Consider the following 18874-nt stretch of genomic DNA (forward strand, 5'->3'; position numbering starts at 1 on the left):
TTAATGTAAGATAAAACTATTGATTATTGGAGGTTTAATCGTGAGACGCGTATACAGTTTATTAATTATCCTAACATTTTTGGCAGTGCAGTTTGCACTGCTCCCGGTCGGCTTAATTTTCACATCTATGGACCCTTCTATCGGGCCCGGCGAACTCGTTGAAAAACTGATGCCGTATCAGGTCGTTACATTCGCACTTGGTGCAGTTATCGTAATTCTTATCGGCAATCTGCATAAGAATAAAAACAGAATTGAACTCGGCTCCAAATCCGACGGTCTTCTTACAACAGTATGGATTATCGGCGGTGTGTTCCTTGCATACATGTCACAGATTGCTGCCGGTCTTATCAATATATATGTTCTCGGTAATCCGGTTGAAAGTCAGAATACGACAGATATTGTCGACATGATCTTTGACACTCCGTGGATGATTCTGGTCGTTGTAATATTCGGTCCGATTATTGAAGAGTACGTTTTCAGAAGAGCTATATTCGGCGAGATTTACGAAATAATTCCCGGCGGCAGCAGATCAAGGAAAGTACTCGCATTTTTAGTTGCAGGACTTGTGAGTGGATTAATATTCGCAGTTGCACATGCTGATTTCACACATATTCTGATTTATCTGTCGATGTCTTACGTATTCAGTTTCTTATATGTAATTACCGGACGTTTGTTTGTACCGATTATGGTTCATATTATTATGAATGGACTTGTCGTACTGCTGCAGACAGTCTTCGCAGACTTTTTAGAAGAAACGGAACAAATTCAAAACCAGCTGAATGCTGTAATTTCATTGTTTATGTAAAAAAATAAAAATTCCGGGGAATCTTCCCCGGAATTTTTTTATTTCAGTTTAGAATCCGCGTCCTGCACCGCCGCCTCCGCCGGAGCCGCCGCCAAACCCGCCGAATCCTCCGCCGCCGAAGCCGCCTCCTGAGCTGCCGCCAAATCCGCCTCCCCCGCCTGGAGGGAAGAATATAACCGGTCCGCCGCTTCTTCTGCGTCTGCCGCCCGAGCCTCCGGATCCACCGGAACCTCCGCCGCCTGATACCATTTTATAAATAATGTAAAGTACTGCCATAAATATCCCCAGCCTGATTATAATTGCAAATATACTGTCATTCTGGCCGGTCTCTGTATCTTCTGCCGGTTCTTCTCGGGTAAATTCACCGTCTTCATAGCCGTACGCTGTTAAAGATTCTTCATAAAATGCGTTATACAGATTAATCAGTGCCGTTTCATAATTTCCGGCAACTAAATCTTCATATGCAACATTATCGATAATACGTCCGACTTTCGCGTCGTTTAAATATCCTTCAACACCGTAGCCGACCTGCACTTCGATACCGCGGTTATTAAACTCATTATCGTTATCAAGATTCAAAAGAATAACTATACCGTTATCTTTCTCTGTCTTACCGACACCATACTCTCTCAGTGCACGGAGCGCAAAATCCTGGCGATGTTCCTGCCCAGTCGAATCCATTGTCATTAAGAGCAGTTCGGCACCTGTACCTTCTTCAAGATGTGTACCCTTGTCATTAAGTTCATTAATTGCACTGTCACTGAGTACACCTGCATTATCCTGCACAAAATAATGACTTTCATTGAGCGCCGGCAAATCCACTCTTGCTTCTACAGGCGTACTGAACAGTAATACACTCAGTACGACAGCTGTAAAAACAAAGTTTTTTTGCATTACTCTCCACCATCTGAATCATCTTGGTTAGTATTAAATTCCACTTCCGGTACATCCTGTGCAGATTCATCCGCTTCGAAATAAGCTTTTTCATCGAAATTAAATATTCCTGCGATAATGTTACCAGGGAATGTTCTTGTATTGCGGTTATATTCCTGAACAGCTGTGTTGTAATCCTGACGAGCAACTGCGATACGGTTTTCCGCACCTGCAAGCTCATCTCTTAAACCTGTAAACTGTTCACTCGCCTGCAGTTCAGGGTAGTTCTCGGAAATTGCCAACAGTCGTGATAACGCACTTGTCATCTCGTTGTTGGCTTCAGCCATTTCTTCAACGTCCCCGCCTGCACCTGCAAGCTGTGAACGTGCGTCAGCGATATCAGTGAATACTTCCTCTTCATGAGAAGCATAGCCCTGCACCGTGCTTACAAGGTTTGGAATTAAATCCCCCCGTCGCTGCAGCTGCGTTTCAATTTGCGATTGTTTCTGGTTAACCTCTTCATCGAGATTAACGAGACTGTTATATCTCGGTACGATCATAATTGCGATAATAACAATTACCGCAATCAGTACACCAATCGGTATAAGTAACTTTTTCATTGTGTGTCCCCTTTTCATTAAGTATTAAATTTAGTCATAAGACATTGCTCTTATATATTACCCCAATTTCAGCAGATTATTACTATCCACACTATCATATTTGTAACAGAATTTTTAATCCTTATGCTAAAATACGTATTAAGACCATTAAGGGGGAATTTTATCATGGTAACAAAGTTCGAAGATTTTAAATATGAACGTCCGGATTTAGAAAAATTTGAAGAAACTGTGGATTCGCTGCTTAAGGAATTCCATGCTGCCGGCTCCGCAGATGCACAGGTTACTGTAATCGATAAACTAAACACAGAATTTGACCATCTGGATACAATGGCCAACCTGGCATCAATCCGTTCATCAATCGATACACGCGATAAATTCTACGATGAAGAACGTAATTTCTTCGATGAGAATGACCCGTCATTCACGGAAATTACGAACCGCTACCGTAAAGCAATCACAACAAGTAAATTCCGCGATGAACTGGAAGCTCGTTTTGGGGAACAGCTTTTCAAACTGTCGGATAATGCTTTAAAAACTTTTGACCCTTCAGTCAAATCACTGCTTCAAAAAGAAAATAAACTGGCGACGCAGTACGACAAACTGCTTGCTTCAGCTGAAATAGAATTTGACGGCAGGAAGTTAAACCTGTCCGAATTCACACCTTACACTCAAAACCCTGACCGTAATATAAGAAAAGAAGCATCACTTGCTGTACAGGGCTTTATGGGTGAACACCTTGAAGAAATAGATAATATTTATGATGAGCTTGTCAAAACAAGAAATGAAATCGCGGTAACACTCGGCTACAAAGATTTCGTTGAACTTGGATATATCCGTATGAACCGTATCGACTACGACCGTAAAATGGTTGAGAAGTTCAGAAAACAAGTTGAAGAGTACGTAGTGCCGATCGTTACTGACCTGAAAAAACGTCAGGCTGAGCGTATTGGACTCGATTCGCTGAAGAGCTATGATGGCAACTTTGAATTTATTACAGGCAACGCCACACCTAAAGGCAAAACGAAAGACATTATGAAAAACGGCGCGGAGATGTATAAAGAACTGTCACCTGAAACAGATGAGTTCTATACGTTTATGACTGAGCGCAACCTGTTTGATGTTGAAGCTAAAAAAGGTAAAGAAGGCGGCGGCTACTGCACGATGATTGCAGATTATAAAGCACCGTTTATCTTCTCGAACTTTAACGGTACACAGGGTGATGTTGAAGTACTGACTCACGAAGCAGGACATGCATTCCAAACGTATATGTCGCGTCATCTGACAGTGCCTGAATATGCATTCCCGACTTATGAATCAGCGGAAATTCATTCGATGAGCATGGAATTCTTCACTTATCCGTGGATGGAGTTATTCTTTAAAGAAGACACTGACAAGTTTAAGTTCTCTCATATGGCTGACTCAATTTCGTTCCTGCCGTACGGAGTCGCTGTCGATGAATTCCAGCATGTAGTTTATGAAAATCCTGATCTTACACCTGAACAAAGACGCCAGGAATGGAAGAAAATCGAACAGAAATATTTACCGCACATTGATTATGACGGAATCGAACCGCTTGAAAGCGGTGCATTCTGGCACAAGCAGGGTCATATCTTTGGCGCACCGTTCTACTATATCGACTACACGCTTGCTCAGGTGTGTGCGCTGCAGTTCTGGAAACGTGCAAAAGAAGACTTCGACGGCGCATGGGCTGACTACCTGGCACTATGTAAAGTCGGCGGCTCGCTGCCGTTCAACTCACTCGTAGAGCTGGCTAAACTGAAATCTCCGTTTGAAGAAGGCTCTCTTGAAACGGTAATCGATGAAGTTCATGCTTATCTGAACTCTATCGACGATAAAAAACTTTAAAACACAAATAATCCCGCATGAATTAAATTCATGCGGGATTTCTTATATTCTTATTTACCTAATCTGTTAATAATTTCATCTGTGACTTCTGTCATCTTGTACTTTCCGCCGAGGTCAGGCGTCTGATAACCATCAGCGGTTACAGCTTCAATGACTTTTAACAGGTGCTCAGCAATGTTTGCTTCACCGTTAAACTCGAGCAGCATCTTGGCAGTCCAGATCTGACCGATCGGGTTGGCAATGCCTTTACCGACGATATCAGGCGCAGATCCGTGTACAGGTTCGAACATTGACGGATATTTACCATTCAGATTTAAGTTGGCAGAAGGCGCGACACCAATACTTCCCATAATTGCTGCACCAACATCCGATAAGATATCTCCGAATAAGTTACTGCCGACAACCACATCAAGCTCATGCGGGTGTGTAATAAAATAAGCCGCCAGTGCATCGATGTGCTTGGACTCGGATTTAATATTTGGATGCTTCGCTGAAATCTCGTCAAAAATCTCATCCCAGAACGGCATGGCGTGGAATATCCCGTTGGATTTAGTTGCACTTGTTACAAGACCTTTACGCTTCGATGCAAGATCAAACGCAATGTTCATCGCCTGTTTCGTTGCGCGTTTAGAGAAGACGTTGTTCTGAATCGCGATTTCATTATCATCGTGGAAAATACGCCCGCCGATAGAACTGTACTCCCCTTCACTGTTCTCTCTGACAACGACGATATCGAAATCTTGAGGATTTGCAAGTTTAGAATTAATACCTTTCAGTAATTTCGCAGGACGGATGTTAATCTCCTGCTGGAACTCCTGACGTATTTTAAGCAGCAGACCCCATAATGAAATGTGATCCGGAACCTTGGAAGCATCACCGACAGCACCTAAAAACACGCTGTCGAACTGGCTGAGACGATCCATACCGTCCTCAGGCATCATTGCACCGTGTTTTAAATAGTAATCACAGCTGTATGGAAACTCTTCAAAATCAAACTTAAGACCGCCGTGAACATCTGCGACTTTTTCCATTACGCGAATTGCTTCAGGCATAATCTCCTTGCCGACCCCGTCACCTGGAATAGATGCGATTTTTAATGTTTTCATTCCTTCACCCCGATGTTTATGTATGTAATTTCAGAATATTGAATAATACTGATAAAAACATTATAACACTGAATACAAAAGAGACCCCAGCGAAATTCACCGGGGCCTCAAATTTATAGATATCAATCATCTATTAGTTATCTGTTTTTAATTTCTTGCTCATAAATAATAATATTGCACCGAATATCGTCAGAACCCCTGCAAATGCATAGTTAGTCGAATCCGCTTCTCCCGTATTCGGAAGTTCTTTCTCATCGTACGAGGACGTCTCTTCAGCTTTCACTTTCTCTTCAAGTTCCAGTTTCTGTGCTTCTGTTAAATTTTTTTCTTCAATAATTTTTGAAGACATTACACGCGTAACTCTCTGATCCAGTGTTGATAAATCTTCAGTAATACTTTCTTCACTGAATGATATTCCATTTAAAATATCGCCGTAGTCATAGCGGTACAGTTTTTTCTTGCCTGTTCCTGCAGTTGCTGCAGTTTCCTGTTTCGCTTCAGCGTTTTCAGTTACTGCTTCTTCTGCCGTTTCAACAACGTCTTCAGATGGTTGTGATGTTACTGTGCTCTCTTCTTCAGTAGTCTGTTCATACCACTCTTCCGGCTGAATTTCAGTGCCTTCTGTCTCTTCAGGTTCCACTGTTTCAATCGGATCGATTTGCTCTATTGGCAATTCGGCTACATCCGTTTCGTCTTCAGTGTTGTCACCGTAGGCTCCATCTGTCTCAGATGATTCAGGTGCAGTCTCGTCTGTTATTGTTTCACTATCATATTCCGGGTTTGCTTCAGTGTTACCTTCTGCTTCTTCTGATGTATCACCAGGAGTCTCTTCTTCTCCTCCGGATACTTGTGATTCGTCTTCTTCAGGCACGTCAGTTTCATCTTCTGTCAGCTGCTCTTCGGATTCTGCCGGCTCTTCTTCCGACAGTCCCGTCTGCTGATCAGGTTCTGCAGGCTGCAGTAAATCTCCGCCGCCTTCAGTTGATTCTTCCTGTACGTTCTCTGAAGTTGTACCTGTATCTGTGTCTATATCATTATTATAAGTATCTGATTCCGGTGTTACTTCCTGAGTCGCCGCTTCACCTTTTGTTGTTACAGATGTTTCCGCGTTCTCTGTTGTCTCAGTTTCCTGTTCATTAATTGTCTGATCTGTTTCTTTTGTATTTTGTACCTCTTCCGGAACTGTGTATGTTTCGGTTTCAATAGTTTCATTTATCTCTTCGTCAGCATAAGCAATGTTAGGGAGTAGTACAGTTGACAGCAGCAGTACAGATGCCAATTTCATTTTTTTAATTTTTGATTTTCGCATTGTTATTCCCCTCCACGCATCCTGAAATAAATTATACATTTTAACGGTCTTTTCACATTAATGTACAATTTATTATAGTTGATGGCAGAGAGCATTTCTATACAATATCAAAGTTGTTACATAACCTTAATATTCGCGTATTATTATGTAATTATACTTAATGCGTCATATCATACGTGTTAATAATTGTGTCATATGCACTTGAGCCGAGTTCTTTGCATACGTAGAAAAACAGGACATCACAAATAATATGCTGGGCGATACGGCTCGTCATATTCATATACTGAATGTTTGTTTCTTCTTCAGTAATTTCAAGTGCAATGTCAGAGTTTCTCTTCGCAATTGATGAATGGTTCTGAGTCAGAATAATTGTCATTACACCTAATTTTTTAGCCAGTTTGACGATTTCAATTACTTCCTGTGTTTTACCCGATAAAGTAATTACAAACAGTACGTCATTTGGTCTCGCGTTCGTTAATCGTGTCATACATAAATATTTATCAGCAGTAAAGAACGCATTGATGTTCACACGGTGTAATTTCTGTTCCATGTCATGTCCGACGTTTGCGGAATCTCCGACTCCAAAGATAAATGTATTGTCCGCCTTAACTATATGCTGTGCGGCTTCCTGCATACGTTTGCGATTGACGATTTTTTCAGTGTTGTACAGTGCCTGAATCGTATTTTTAAATACTTTATCAAAGATGTCTGCATGGGTATCTTCTTCAATATCAATAACACGTGAAATTTTTTCCTGCTCCAGCGTGTGCAGTTCTTTTGCAAGTTCCACTTTTAATTCTTTAATTCCCTGCAGACCGATTCTTTTGGCAAAACGCACAATTGCTGCGTCACTCGTCGATGAGTGTCTGGCAATTTCCTTAACCGGCATATTAATGACTTTATTAGGGTTTTCCAGCATAAAGTTTGCGATACGCTGTTCGACCGGTGTCATATATTCCAGTCTTTTATTAATCTGACTAAGTACAGAAAACATAATTAACCACCTCTTTTTACTGTTATGTTGATTCTCGATATGAATAATATGGTGTAATTATATCACTTTCCGTAATATATTGTTACAGTTTATTATACGTATTTTTAAAACTATCTAATTTTTCGATTTATTCACACCGCTGTCCGGACTGAAGAGGATATTGCGTCAGCTGGACACGGCAGTCTCCAAATTCAGTAACCATCTCAAGTCCTGTTGCATTGTCGCTTGGGAAAATTCTCGAGGTCATCGTATATTTACCGTCATTAATAAATACTTCGATACTCGACTGATCCACGTAAATTCTCATGTTCTGCAGCGCTTCGTCCAATTTAATACTGCGCACAAGGCCGTCTACATTCTCGATTTCTTCACCGCTGAATGTCCGGTCCAGCGTCAGTAAACGCTGTTCACTGTCGTAAATAAGTTTTGTTTCATGACGTGAATTTTTGCGCAGATATATGTGAAGTATCGATGCATTATTTTCAATTATATCGATAATCAATTCATATACTTCACCGTAAAACGCTGTCAGTTTCGTCGGATATTCTTTAAAATATCCTTCTGCCGTAATCGCTTCACCGCGCAGTTTCTCGAGGTTCGGATGAGGCAGCTGTCGGATTCTGTCTCCGTCGATTGTCAGCACTCTCGGAATTGTCATTACATTGACTGTTCTGTCCACCCGTGATGGATAACCGCTTTCTTCTGCTGCCATCCAGGCAATCAGCACTCTGTTGCCGTCTTCATCAACAGTCGTTGCCGGACGGTAAAAATCAAAGCCGCCGTCGAACTCATAGAAATCATCATGGATGAAATAGTTTCTCCGCCGCTCAAAGTCACCAATCATATAACCCGACTGATATATATTCCAGAAATTAGTATCGAATTTATCGAGCCCTCTCGCATTGAATATAAGAACTGAATCCGTATCCAGATTAAAAAACTCAGGCTGTTCCCATAAGTGTCCGAACACTTTATAACCTGTATCCAGCTCTCCGTCGAAGCGTAATTCTTCAACAGACGGACCGCGGTATATTACCACACGACCAAATTCTTCTCTGTTCATCGTACCGAGTAACATTATTACTTCCCTGTCTATTACTGTCACATACGGGTTACGGAAGTATTCCGTGTAACCCGGCGGCAGATTTCTGATCAGCGGTGACGTATACTTCTTTACTTTCCCGTCGGTATTCATATAACCGCCGAGCTGTGTTGTCAGCAGTTCATCGCTTTTCAGACGTTCACCTGTATAAAAAAAGCTGACCTCATTAAACACTTTAGACAGACTGCCGCCGAATATGTTCTCTGCATCATACAGCGAATCCGGTCTGACTTTTACGCCTTCATTCTGAAATGTAACGAGGTCCTTTGAAGTAGCATGATATATGTATTTACTGTCCGGTGTTACTGTTGAATCACTGTCCGGTGACCATTCATAAAATAAATGATAAATACCATTTACATAGTTAAATCCTGTCGGTGCACCTAAAAATCCAAAAGGCGGCTGAACATGATATACCTGTTTCCACTTCGAATCATCAGCTGCCTGTACCAATTCGTCTAATTCTGCACGCGAAATTTCTTCAAGTTTTTTTGGCATATATGTCCAGTACCTCCTGTATTTATTCCAGTTCGTCTTCCAATTGCTGCTGCTCTGCTTTTAAATATCTGCGGTAGCCTATTTTTGAAATATGAATACTGATTTCATATAAAATAATCATTGGTACCGTCAGCAGTAAGTGTGTCATAATATCCGGCGGCGCGATAATCGCTGCCAGCACAAACATAATGAAATATGCATATTTTCTGTTCTTCTTAAGGAACATCGGTGTAATAATCCCAAGCTGTGTTAGGAATAATGTTAAGACCGGCATTTGGAATATAAAACCGAACGGTAAGATCGTTCTGAACAGGAAACCGAAATACTGGTTAATTCCTATCGTTGCTTCTATTCCCATTTCGGCTGATAAATCGAATGTAAATTTAATAATATAAGGTACAACAATAAAGTAGCCGAATGCCAGACCGCCCAGCATTAAAACCATCACTACAGGTATGTACATCAATGTCATACTTCGTTCTTTTTCATATAGTCCCGGCGTGATAAATGCCCACAGCTGATACATAATAACCGGTAAAATTATAATAAAGGCAATAGCCACAATAACAATTAAATAAATTTTAATGGGATCTGTAATCTGGAATGCGTGCATCTGAACATTTTCTGTCCACGGCGCATTCTGTAATTGATAAATCAACGGTTTTGAAAAGTAAAAACCGACAAACAGTGCGGCTGTAAAAAAGTACATTACCGTCAATAATCGCTTTCTGAGTTCCTCAAAATGCTCGGTAAACTCTTTTTCCTCATCGGCCATTTAAATCACCTCTTTAAAAAAAGGCGGCTTTCGCCACCCTCTCATTTATGCTTCTGATTCAATTTTTTTAGGTTCTTCTTTTTTTGCTTCTTCATCTGATTTTCTGCTGACTTTTACTTCTTCGTCATCATCGTCATCAGCAAGACCTTTAGTAGCGTCTTTGAATTCTTTTAATGTAGAACCGACGGCTTTACCGAACTGCGGAAGTTTCTTAGGTCCGAAAATGATAAGTGCTACAACTGCAATAACGATTAAACTTACTGGAGTAACCGCCATTAATGTATTTGGTAAAAGAACTTCTATCATGAATACCCCTCCTATTTATTTTTCATCTGGAAAAATAGTGCCTGCAGCTCTACGCCTAAGTCAATACTGTGTACAGTCACATCAGGACCAGTGCTCAGCCGGATAGGTGTAAAGTTAAGAATGCCTTTAATCCCTGCTTTTTCTAAACGTTCTGCGGACTCTTGTCCAGCTTCCATCGGCACAGTCATAATTGCAACTTCAACGTTCTCCTGCTGTATGATTGCCTCTAAGTCATCTGTATGGAAAATATTAATACCATTAATCTTTTTTCCTACTAATGATTGATTGCTGTCAAAAGCGCCAACTACATTCATTTTATCATGAATGTTTGCAAATTTGTAGTTCAATAACGCACTGCCAAGATTACCTGCACCAAGAAGAATTACATTTTTTACATTGTTTCCCTGGATGTGTTCCAGAAAGAACTTAAGCAGGCTGCCGACGTTATATCCGTAACCTTTTCTGCCTAATTCTCCAAAATAAGAAAAGTCCCTGCGAATAGTCGCTGAGTCAATGTCTAATGCTTCACTAATTTCTTTCGAGGAAACTCTATCATTACCATTATTCTCTTCCTGTTTGAAGTAACGATAATAAAGCGGTAGACGTTTCATAGTTGCATTAGGGATTTTTTTCTTGTTAGACATTCCCTTTCACCTCTATATTTCTAGTCGCTCTATTATAACATAATATATATAGCGTCGCACCGGTTTATCGGGTCGAATTATGTCGGTTTTTCGTGTAAACTAAAGAGTGAAATGAGGTAGACGTAATGATTCTTTTACAATTGGGGAATGTCTCGAAGGCATACGGAACGAATACAATTTTTGAAAATCTGGATCTCGAAGTAAAATCCGGAGAAACGCTTGGTATCGTCGGAAAAAATGGCGCAGGCAAGAGTACGTTAATGAAAGTTATGGCTGACGAACTCACTTACGACAGCGGCACAATCAGCATGCCGAAAAATGTGACACTTGGTTATCTTGCCCAGCAGATGACTTTGGAATCCAATGAAACTGTCCGTGATGAAATGCAGAAGCCGTTCTCACATATACTTAAAATGAACGACGATATGGCGGAAATTGCTGCCTGGCTCAGCGAGCATGAGCACACGCATGCGGACTATGAAGAAAAACTTAAACGTTATGAAAATATACAGCTTGAATTCGAGCATAAGGACGGCTATACAATCGATGCACAGATTAAAAGCGTGCTGACCGGTCTGCAGTTTACTGAAACTGATCTTGACCGTAAAGTTGAAGAATTTTCAGGCGGCCAGAAAACCCGTCTTGCTCTTGGTAAGATGCTGTTAACAAAACCCGACCTGCTCCTTCTCGATGAGCCCACCAACCATCTGGATATGGCGACTGTTGAATGGCTCGAACAGTACTTGAAGAGCTATGACGGTGCAGTGGTGATTATCAGTCACGACCGTTATTTCCTGGACCGCACCGTCGATAAGATTTATGAAATCGAACTGCACCGCGGGACATTGTATCACACTAACTATACAAACTACGTGAAAGAAAAAGAGAAAACACACCGTCTCAGAATGAAACAATATGAGCGGGAGCAGAGTGAAGTCAAAAGACTCGAGACGTTTATCGAGAAAAATATTACACGGGCATCCACTTCCGGCATGGCGAAAGACCGCCGGAAAAAGCTTGAAATGATGGACCGCATGGACCGGCCGTTCATCGACCGCTCGAGTGCTGACTTCCACTTCACCATTAAACGTGAGAGCGGCAACGATGTACTGAGATTGAAAGACTTGTCCATCGGCTACGATGATACGGTACTCCGCAGCGACTTATCATTTAATGTGGATAAGGGAGACCGCCTGGCAATATTAGGACCAAACGGTATCGGTAAATCGACGCTTGCAAAAACAATCGCAAAAATCATTCCGGAACTTGCCGGTAATATTCAGTACGGAACAAACGTAACAATCGGCTACTACGATCAGAAGCAGGCTGAATTTACATCTCAGAATAATGTACTTGAAGAACTCTGGAAAGAATATCCCGAGATGAAAGAAAGCGACGTCAGAAAAATACTCGGCCGCTTCTTATTTACACAGGATGAAGTTATGAAACAGGTCAATTCATTAAGCGGCGGCGAAAAAGCGAGAATACAGCTCGCTAAACTGATGCTTGAAGAAAACAACCTGCTGATCCTGGATGAACCGACCAACCACCTGGATATCGACAGCAAGGAAGTATTGGAGACGGCACTCGAGAACTTCCCGGGAACGATTATCGTCGTCTCCCACGACCGTTATTTCATCGATAAAATCGCAACCCGTATCATGGAAATCGAACCGCACAAAGTGATGATGGTCGATGGTGATTACAGTTATTTCCAGCATAAGAAAAAAGAAGCTGAGTTTATGGAAACACCTGTTGAGTCAGTAGAAGAGAAGAAAGAAAATGTCTCTGACTATGAAGCTCAAAAACAGCGCCGCAATGAATTAAAACGCGTTAAAAAACAGAGTGAAAAACTTGAGCAGGAAATACAGACGCTGGAAACTGAACTGACGATGATTGAAGATAAGCTGGTCGCACCGGAAGTCTTTAATGATTATGAAAAAGCCCAGGAGCTGGATAACAGACTGCAGGAAATTAACGCTAAACTTGAAACACTGATGACTGAATGGGCAGAAGCAGAAGAATTGCTCGCTGATTTTTAATATTTTTACAGAAAATTTACTTAGTGTTCGGGCAAAAGTAGACTTTTACAATAAAAAGTTATCCACATTAGAAATGCAGTGATAACCGCACCTTTCGTGATTTATCCACATTTTTCACAGTTATACACAAGGTTATCCACAGATTAATGCACAACTTATGATAAGTTACCCACAAACTATCCACAATTTGTGGACAAAACGTACGTTCCGTATTGACAGAACGCATAATGTATCAAACGTATTATTAAATGTATGTACGTTCGATTAATAATAAAAAGAGCTGAAAAATTTCAGCTCTTTTTATTATTCTGTATATTTACCGGAATCCGGTTTTGCAATTTCATCAAAGTTATTTGCGAGTTTACTCAGTTCATCTTTCAATTCCTGCCCCATCATCGGCTGGCCGTGTCCTGTTATTGCCGCTTCAGGACTTACTGATGCCAGTTTCTCAACAGAAGCTTTCGCTGCTTCCCAGTCTGGAGTAAAGTAACTCGGCGGACCGTAGATATTTTTTTCCTGAGTCATTACATTATACAAGGAGTCCTGTTTCACCGTAACAAATGCATCTCCTGCAATCAGTGCCTTATCTTTGTTTCGATATAAAGAAACATGCCCTTTAGTATGACCGGGTGTATGAATCCATTCAAAATCAGGCATATAAGGTACACTGCCGTCTGCCGGCAGTTCATGAAGCCTTGCTGTTATATCAATTCCTTTTTTCGGGAATACAGGCGACATCTTCGCCACCATTCCCCCGTCAACTGAAGGATCCGGGGCCTGGTAATCTTCCATACCGTTAAGATACGGCAGTTCCAATTTATGTGCATACACAGGAACATCCCAGTATTCAGCAAGTTCTATTACTGCACCGACATGATCGAAGTGCCCGTGTATTAAAATAATCGCTTTCGGTCTGCTGTTCTCTCCAAATCGTTCTTTCGCCGCTTCAATAATTTTTTCGGAAGATTTCGGCATGCCTGCATCTATTAGTACGAACTGATTGTCATCCGGATTGCCGTAAAAAATCACATTCACAATTTGTACTGTGTATTGATATAAATCGGAAAGTACCTCGATTCCTTTACCGTTCTCTTTTGACGTTACCGGCAGAAATTTATAATCATCGCCGTATTTCATACTGCTGACCATTTATAAAACCTCATATGCTATACCTTCTTTTGTACTCTCTATGATATTCCCTTTCACCAGACTCAAATCCTCTTCACTGATTTCTCCCGCTTCATATAAAAAATCATACAGTTTTTTCAAAGCCCGCGAAGTGAGCTTAAGACTGTTCTTACTTGTCCACATAAATTTTCGTATATAAAAATCATCTAAGAATCCGTTAACTTCATCTATATCTGTGACGACAGTTGCAATTCGGTAATAATTGATTGGCATCCGAATATCTTTTCCCAATTTCTTTATCTTCCGTCTGCTTCAATTTGTTAAATAATACCTGAGTTTTTTTGATCGGGTTTATAATCATTTTTTCACTCCTCAAATAGTTCATAAATGTAGTATAATCGTTATTTAATCTGCTGTAATTTTTTATCCTCAATTTTATAAATCAAATCTGCTGTACGTTCCACAAAAAAACGGTCATGTGATGTTAAAATTATCGTTCCCTGATATGCTTTTATAAATTTCTCGAGTGCTTCAATCGTTCCAAGGTCGATAAAGTTCGTCGGTTCATCCAATATAATAATGTTGGACGGTTTAACGAACATTAATGCCAACGATACTCTTGTCGCCTCACCGCCGCTCAGTTTGCTCACAGGCTTCATTACCTCATACGGACTAAAACCCAGGCTGACCAGCATACTTCTGACGACGGATTCCTGCAGTTCTGTATGTTTCATTAAAAACTGAACTGTGGATTCATTGCCGTAAAGTTTGTAATCCATCTGTTTGTATTGCTCGATAGTCACCTTAGGCGAAATATCAAAGCCTTCTGCTTCAATAACTAATTCTGCAAGGAAACTCGACTTCCCGGTCCCGTTGTTTCCTGTCACTGCTATTGTCTGTCCGAGCGGAAATTGAAAACTTACATTATCCAGCAGTATTTTACTTCCTCTTTGAATCGTAACATTTTGTCCCATCACCGGAAACTTATTATGCAGCTCCATTGTTTTAGACAGTGGAAATTCCAGTTCTTCCCGGCTTTCCGGCAGTTTTGTTTCCTGCAGCTGCTCCATCCGGCTTTCCATTGCTTTTGCTGTTTTAAACGCCTGTTTCTGCACTGTATCTTTCTGCTTTGAACTCGACAGGCGGTCAGGCTTAATATCCTGTCCTTTACCCTTACTGCCTGACATCATTTTCTCTGCTTTGGCTTTTTGCTTATTGATCGCAGCATTCATTCTGTCTTTTTCTTTTAATACATTTGCATGCTCACGCTCCAGCTCAAGTTTCTCCTGTTTCTTAATTTCTTCGTAGTCATTATAATTTCCTGTATACTCTGTTACTGTACCATCTGAGACTTCCCAGATTTTAGTCGCCAGACTGTTAATAAAATGTCTGTCATGACTGACAAATATTAATGTGCCATAGTAATACTCCAGCTCTCTGATTAAGTACTCTATACTTTCATGGTCAAGGTGCGTTGTCGGTTCATCGAGCAGAAGCCCTGTTTTATAATCAGAAAGTGTCTGGACCAGTCTGAGCTTTGTTTCTTCTCCGCCGCTCAGGTTTTCATTTTCAGGCACATTCATCCGGCTGAGCATTTCGTAGTCCATATAGTCATCAGTGCTTTCGTCTCTTTCTCCTGTCTGACTTAAATAATTAAACTCTGTTTCTCTTTGAACTTCACCGGTAAAGTCGTTAAAATCGCCGGCAATTATTTTAAGCAGTGTCGATTTACCTGCACCATTGTTTCCTGTAATTGCAATTCTGTCATTCATATAAGCTGACATATTTTCAATATCAAAGATATCTTTATTGCCAAAACTTACTGATATATTTTTTAACTTTAAAGTTAGTTCGTTCATTATAATCTGCACTCCATTTCAGGCCTGCAAACTATATTTCTGCACAAAAAAAGAGACAGTCCTGTGCTGTCTCAAACGTAAATTTTATTTTTAGAAAAGGACATACTTCTCCCGTGTATAAATATAGTTTGAACAAGACTTTTGAATTTTTTATTAAATTATTAATTCAAAAGTGTGTTCCAAATACGCGGTATCATGTTATGCCCTCCTTAGATTATTTATTTTTATTATACTACAATAAATAGTGAATATATACTCTTAAGTATATGTTAAAACGTATATTCTTCTATATCGATAAAGTTCCGGCCATTAAGTTTTAAATCAGCCAGATGATTTTTCTCATATAAATGATATGCTGCTGCACCGATCATTGCTGCATTGTCAGTACAGAATTTAAGCTGCGGTATTTGCAGGTTAACTTTCTTTTCTTCACACATTTCTGTAAATCTGCTGCGTAATTCGCTGTTGCCTGCAACACCGCCGGCAATAATGAGATTTTCAACGTTGTATTCCTTCAATGCTGCGAATGTTTTCGCTGTCAGTACGTCTGTAACACTTGCCTGAAAGCTCGCTGCTACATCGCTCTTATTCACTTCAATTCCTTTTTGATTATAGTTATGCAGTTTATTAATGACTGCTGACTTTAATCCGCTGAAACTGAAGTCAAACGTATCTTCTTTCATTAACCCTCTCGGGAAATCAAATGTATCTTCACCTGTCTGTGCAAGCTTATCGATATGCGGACCACCCGGATACGGCAGGTCAATCACTCTTGCGACTTTATCGAATGCTTCTCCGACTGCGTCGTCTCTCGTTTCTCCGATAATTTCAAATGACATATGATTTTTCATGTATATAAGCTCTGTATGACCGCCTGACACAACGAGTGAGATAAGCGGGAATACCAGCGGCTTCTCAAGCTGTGCTGCGTATATATGCCCTGCAATATGGTGTACAGGAATCAGTGGAAGATCATGTACAAATGCAAAAGTTTTCGCTGCATTGATACCGATTAAAAGCGCACCTATAAGCCCCGGACCTTCTGTTACAGCTACTGCTGTTAAGTCTGAAGGTTCAAGCTCAGCATCTTTTAAAGCCTGATCTATAACATGTGTAATAGCTTCGACATGATGACGGGATGCGACTTCCGGCACTACGCCGCCAAATCTTTTATGACTTTCTATCTGGCTTACCACTACATTCGATAATATTTCATGACCATTTTGAATGACGCTCGCTGCAGTCTCGTCGCAGCTCGTTTCTATTGCGAGTATTTTAATATCCTTACTCATTAAGATTCACCCACATCACGTGTGCATCAAGCCCTTCTCCATAATAATTCTTACGTACCCCGCCGTATTTAAAACCGTTTCTTTCATACAGTTTCATTGCCGGTGTATTATCCACCCTGACTTCAAGTGAGACAATATCCGCCTGCGGTTTTACAAAATCTTTTATATATTCAATTAAAATATGACTGTAGCCTTTGCCTCGCATTTTTTTAGCGACTGCAACTGTAGTGATCTGGCACTGGTCCACAACAAGCCATATACCTGTATACCCGATAATTTCGCCGTCCAGTTCCATAACGAAGTAATGGGCAAATTTATTCATTACAAGTTCTCTCGTGTAAGCTTCCATCGTCCACGTTGAATTTTTAAACGCTTCGACTTCTATGTCGTATACAGCATTTAAATCCTCAATTTGCATTTCTCTGATTACTGGTTGTCCTGCCAATTTCTCTCCGCCTCCGAGATGCGCAGATAATCAGGTACCAGCTGATCGGCATCCTCTAGTTTTAATGCTCTTTCATATCGCTCTGTCTGTGAAATACGCGGTGTAACGTGAGTATACTCATCGATATCGACAGTAATTTTCTCACTGCTGTTCAGTAAGTAAACAGCTTCCTTTATATCAGCCGATAAAGAACTGAAATCGATATACTGCGGCGCAATTACTTCAGTATAATCATCTTCCTTAATATTGTACACTGCACCGTAAACATGTGCTCTTCTCGCATCGATAAGCGGTGCTGTATTGCCTTTAATACCATTGGAAACAGCAATTACAAATAACGATGATACAGAGTATACAGGAATATTGAGCTGTTTTGCGAGCATCTTCGCTACAGTTATACCGATACGTACGCCTGTGTATGAACCCGGTCCTTTAGCAACAATAATCCTGTCGAGCTGACTCTTTTTAATATCTGCAATCTCAAGTACTTTCTGTATGTTATCCACCAGCGTTTCGGAGTGGGTTTTCTTATAATTCGTATTGATTTCAGCAACCATCTTACTGTCACGGTTTACCGCAACTGATAAAGCCTGGTTACTCGTATCAAGAAGTAAACTTATCATAAACATCCTCCGCAATCTTTATGTTACTGTCTCCTGTACCTTCTATAGTAACAAAACGTTCGTTTTCACTTTCGTAGTTAATATTAATACTGATTACATCTTCAGGTAAAAATTCAGCTATGAACTGCGGCCATTCTACAAGCGCAATATCACTATCGTTAAAGTATTCATCAAATCCGAGATCCTCTTCTGAATCTTCCAGACGATAACAGTCCATATGATGAAGTTTAAGATCAGCATTAGTATTATATGATTTTATAATATTGAATGTTGGTGAAGTCATATGTCTTTTCACACCTAAATATTTACCTAAAAACTGTGAGAATGTTGTCTTTCCGCTGCCGAGATCTCCCGACAGCATAATAACAGTTCCCCCTGAAATCTCACCGGCCAGTATTTCAGCCAGTTGTTTAGTATCTGCCAGTGAATTTAACTTTAAAGTATGCATGCTGATACTCCTTCAATAAATAATGTATTAATCTATTATATAACAAAAAAAGAGACCTCGAAAGGTCTCAATGCGGCTCATCGCATCCATATATTTGAATATGTCTTAGCCTGGCAGCGTCCTACTCTTGCGGGACGTC

Annotated in this window: 19 protein-coding genes; 3 read left to right on the plus strand and 16 right to left on the minus strand. The window is 40.6% G+C overall.

Annotated elements, in window-relative coordinates; translation table 11 throughout:
- Window positions 1-40: 40 nt before the first annotated feature.
- Complete coding sequence (locus HNR41_RS11145) at window positions 41-805, plus strand: CPBP family intramembrane glutamic endopeptidase (protein WP_184284674.1); 765 nt, start codon at window positions 41-43, stop codon at window positions 803-805.
- Window positions 806-853: 48 nt separating this feature from the next.
- Here the strand turns inward: HNR41_RS11145 and HNR41_RS11150 are convergent, their stop codons facing one another.
- Window positions 854-1699, minus strand: coding sequence for a TPM domain-containing protein (locus HNR41_RS11150; RefSeq protein WP_184284675.1), 846 nt, complete (start codon window positions 1697-1699; stop codon window positions 854-856).
- Window positions 1699-2298 (minus strand): LemA family protein, encoded by a 600-nt coding sequence (locus HNR41_RS11155; protein WP_184284676.1) that lies wholly within the window; start codon window positions 2296-2298, stop codon window positions 1699-1701. The genes HNR41_RS11150 and HNR41_RS11155 overlap by 1 nt, the downstream gene beginning before the upstream one ends.
- 165 nt (window positions 2299-2463) lie before the next feature.
- Here HNR41_RS11155 and HNR41_RS11160 point away from each other — a divergent pair, with 165 nt between their 5' ends.
- Entirely contained in the window at window positions 2464-4164 is a 1701-nt protein-coding gene (locus HNR41_RS11160) for a M3 family oligoendopeptidase (protein ID WP_184284677.1), read from the plus strand.
- Between the two features lie 50 nt (window positions 4165-4214).
- Here HNR41_RS11160 and HNR41_RS11165 read toward each other — a convergent pair whose 3' ends face one another.
- The 7 genes from HNR41_RS11165 to HNR41_RS11195 all read right to left on the minus strand — a co-directional run bounded on the left by HNR41_RS11165 (window position 4215) and on the right by HNR41_RS11195 (window position 10898).
- The gene (locus HNR41_RS11165; protein ID WP_184284679.1) at window positions 4215-5270 is read right to left on the minus strand and encodes a tartrate dehydrogenase; all 1056 of its coding nucleotides are present in this window, start codon (window positions 5268-5270) and stop codon (window positions 4215-4217) included.
- 133 nt (window positions 5271-5403) lie between these two features.
- Window positions 5404-6579 carry an LPXTG cell wall anchor domain-containing protein gene (locus tag HNR41_RS11170; protein WP_184284681.1) on the minus strand — a complete coding sequence of 392 codons (1176 nt, stop codon included), beginning with the start codon at window positions 6577-6579 and terminating at the stop codon, window positions 5404-5406.
- Between the two features lie 157 nt (window positions 6580-6736).
- On the minus strand, window positions 6737-7573 hold the full coding sequence (locus HNR41_RS11175) for a MurR/RpiR family transcriptional regulator (protein ID WP_184284682.1): 837 nt from the start codon (window positions 7571-7573) through the stop codon (window positions 6737-6739).
- A 127-nt stretch (window positions 7574-7700) separates the two neighbouring features.
- Entirely contained in the window at window positions 7701-9173 is a 1473-nt protein-coding gene (locus HNR41_RS11180) for a glycoside hydrolase family 32 protein (protein WP_184284684.1), read from the minus strand.
- A 22-nt stretch (window positions 9174-9195) separates the two neighbouring features.
- The gene (tatC, locus tag HNR41_RS11185) at window positions 9196-9948 is read right to left on the minus strand and encodes a twin-arginine translocase subunit TatC (protein ID WP_184284686.1); all 753 of its coding nucleotides are present in this window, start codon (window positions 9946-9948) and stop codon (window positions 9196-9198) included.
- A 45-nt stretch (window positions 9949-9993) separates the two neighbouring features.
- The gene (locus HNR41_RS11190) at window positions 9994-10224 is read right to left on the minus strand and encodes a twin-arginine translocase TatA/TatE family subunit (protein WP_184284731.1); all 231 of its coding nucleotides are present in this window, start codon (window positions 10222-10224) and stop codon (window positions 9994-9996) included.
- 41 nt (window positions 10225-10265) lie between these two features.
- The gene (locus HNR41_RS11195; RefSeq protein ID WP_184284688.1) at window positions 10266-10898 is read right to left on the minus strand and encodes a redox-sensing transcriptional repressor Rex; all 633 of its coding nucleotides are present in this window, start codon (window positions 10896-10898) and stop codon (window positions 10266-10268) included.
- 125 nt (window positions 10899-11023) lie between these two features.
- Between HNR41_RS11195 and HNR41_RS11200 the strand changes: the two genes are divergently transcribed.
- On the plus strand, window positions 11024-12940 hold the full coding sequence (locus tag HNR41_RS11200; protein WP_184284690.1) for an ABC-F family ATP-binding cassette domain-containing protein: 1917 nt from the start codon (window positions 11024-11026) through the stop codon (window positions 12938-12940).
- A gap of 303 nt (window positions 12941-13243) precedes the next feature.
- On the opposite strand, the gene HNR41_RS11205 is transcribed toward HNR41_RS11200, so the two are convergent.
- The 7 genes from HNR41_RS11205 to tsaE all read right to left on the minus strand — a co-directional run bounded on the left by HNR41_RS11205 (window position 13244) and on the right by tsaE (window position 18735).
- Window positions 13244-14089, minus strand: a complete 846-nt coding sequence (locus HNR41_RS11205) for an MBL fold metallo-hydrolase (protein ID WP_184284692.1) — start codon at window positions 14087-14089, stop codon at window positions 13244-13246.
- Complete coding sequence (locus HNR41_RS11210) at window positions 14090-14359, minus strand: hypothetical protein (protein ID WP_184284694.1); 270 nt, start codon at window positions 14357-14359, stop codon at window positions 14090-14092. It abuts the gene before it with no gap.
- 110 nt (window positions 14360-14469) lie between these two features.
- Complete coding sequence (gene abc-f / locus HNR41_RS11215; RefSeq protein WP_184284696.1) at window positions 14470-15927, minus strand: ribosomal protection-like ABC-F family protein; 1458 nt, start codon at window positions 15925-15927, stop codon at window positions 14470-14472.
- A 269-nt stretch (window positions 15928-16196) separates the two neighbouring features.
- Window positions 16197-17219: a tRNA (adenosine(37)-N6)-threonylcarbamoyltransferase complex transferase subunit TsaD gene (gene tsaD / locus HNR41_RS11220; protein ID WP_184284698.1), complete on the minus strand. Its 1023-nt coding sequence runs from the start codon at window positions 17217-17219 to the stop codon at window positions 16197-16199.
- Entirely contained in the window at window positions 17212-17637 is a 426-nt protein-coding gene (gene rimI / locus HNR41_RS11225; protein WP_184284733.1) for a ribosomal protein S18-alanine N-acetyltransferase, read from the minus strand. Before rimI ends, tsaD begins: the two co-directional genes overlap by 8 nt.
- Window positions 17638-17645: 8 nt before the next feature.
- Entirely contained in the window at window positions 17646-18287 is a 642-nt protein-coding gene (tsaB, locus tag HNR41_RS11230) for a tRNA (adenosine(37)-N6)-threonylcarbamoyltransferase complex dimerization subunit type 1 TsaB (RefSeq protein WP_184284701.1), read from the minus strand.
- The gene (tsaE, locus tag HNR41_RS11235; RefSeq protein WP_184284703.1) at window positions 18268-18735 is read right to left on the minus strand and encodes a tRNA (adenosine(37)-N6)-threonylcarbamoyltransferase complex ATPase subunit type 1 TsaE; all 468 of its coding nucleotides are present in this window, start codon (window positions 18733-18735) and stop codon (window positions 18268-18270) included. Before tsaE ends, tsaB begins: the two co-directional genes overlap by 20 nt.
- Window positions 18736-18874 lie beyond the last annotated feature (139 nt).

The sequence above is a fragment of the Jeotgalicoccus coquinae genome, assembly GCF_014207425.1.
Lineage (GTDB): Bacteria > Bacillota > Bacilli > Staphylococcales > Salinicoccaceae > Jeotgalicoccus > Jeotgalicoccus coquinae.

Bases quoted from the DNA above. Each gene is read 5' to 3' on its own strand.
- HNR41_RS11150 (WP_184284675.1), bottom strand. From the start codon at position 1,699: ATGCAAAAAAACTTTGTTTTTACAGCTGTCGTACTGAGTGTATTACTG.
- HNR41_RS11155 (WP_184284676.1), bottom strand. From the start codon at position 2,298: ATGAAAAAGTTACTTATACCGATTGGTGTACTGATTGCGGTAATTGTT.
- HNR41_RS11160 (WP_184284677.1), top strand. From the start codon at position 2,464: ATGGTAACAAAGTTCGAAGATTTTAAATATGAACGTCCGGATTTAGAA.
- HNR41_RS11165 (WP_184284679.1), bottom strand. From the start codon at position 5,270: ATGAAAACATTAAAAATCGCATCTATTCCAGGTGACGGGGTCGGCAAG.
- HNR41_RS11170 (WP_184284681.1), bottom strand. From the start codon at position 6,579: ATGCGAAAATCAAAAATTAAAAAAATGAAATTGGCATCTGTACTGCTG.
- HNR41_RS11175 (WP_184284682.1), bottom strand. From the start codon at position 7,573: ATGTTTTCTGTACTTAGTCAGATTAATAAAAGACTGGAATATATGACA.
- HNR41_RS11180 (WP_184284684.1), bottom strand. From the start codon at position 9,173: ATGCCAAAAAAACTTGAAGAAATTTCGCGTGCAGAATTAGACGAATTG.
- tatC (WP_184284686.1), bottom strand. From the start codon at position 9,948: ATGGCCGATGAGGAAAAAGAGTTTACCGAGCATTTTGAGGAACTCAGA.
- HNR41_RS11190 (WP_184284731.1), bottom strand. From the start codon at position 10,224: ATGGCGGTTACTCCAGTAAGTTTAATCGTTATTGCAGTTGTAGCACTT.
- HNR41_RS11195 (WP_184284688.1), bottom strand. From the start codon at position 10,898: ATGTCTAACAAGAAAAAAATCCCTAATGCAACTATGAAACGTCTACCG.
- HNR41_RS11200 (WP_184284690.1), top strand. From the start codon at position 11,024: ATGATTCTTTTACAATTGGGGAATGTCTCGAAGGCATACGGAACGAAT.
- HNR41_RS11205 (WP_184284692.1), bottom strand. From the start codon at position 14,089: ATGGTCAGCAGTATGAAATACGGCGATGATTATAAATTTCTGCCGGTA.
- abc-f (WP_184284696.1), bottom strand. From the start codon at position 15,927: ATGAACGAACTAACTTTAAAGTTAAAAAATATATCAGTAAGTTTTGGC.
- tsaD (WP_184284698.1), bottom strand. From the start codon at position 17,219: ATGAGTAAGGATATTAAAATACTCGCAATAGAAACGAGCTGCGACGAG.
- rimI (WP_184284733.1), bottom strand. From the start codon at position 17,637: ATGCAAATTGAGGATTTAAATGCTGTATACGACATAGAAGTCGAAGCG.
- tsaB (WP_184284701.1), bottom strand. From the start codon at position 18,287: ATGATAAGTTTACTTCTTGATACGAGTAACCAGGCTTTATCAGTTGCG.
- tsaE (WP_184284703.1), bottom strand. From the start codon at position 18,735: ATGCATACTTTAAAGTTAAATTCACTGGCAGATACTAAACAACTGGCT.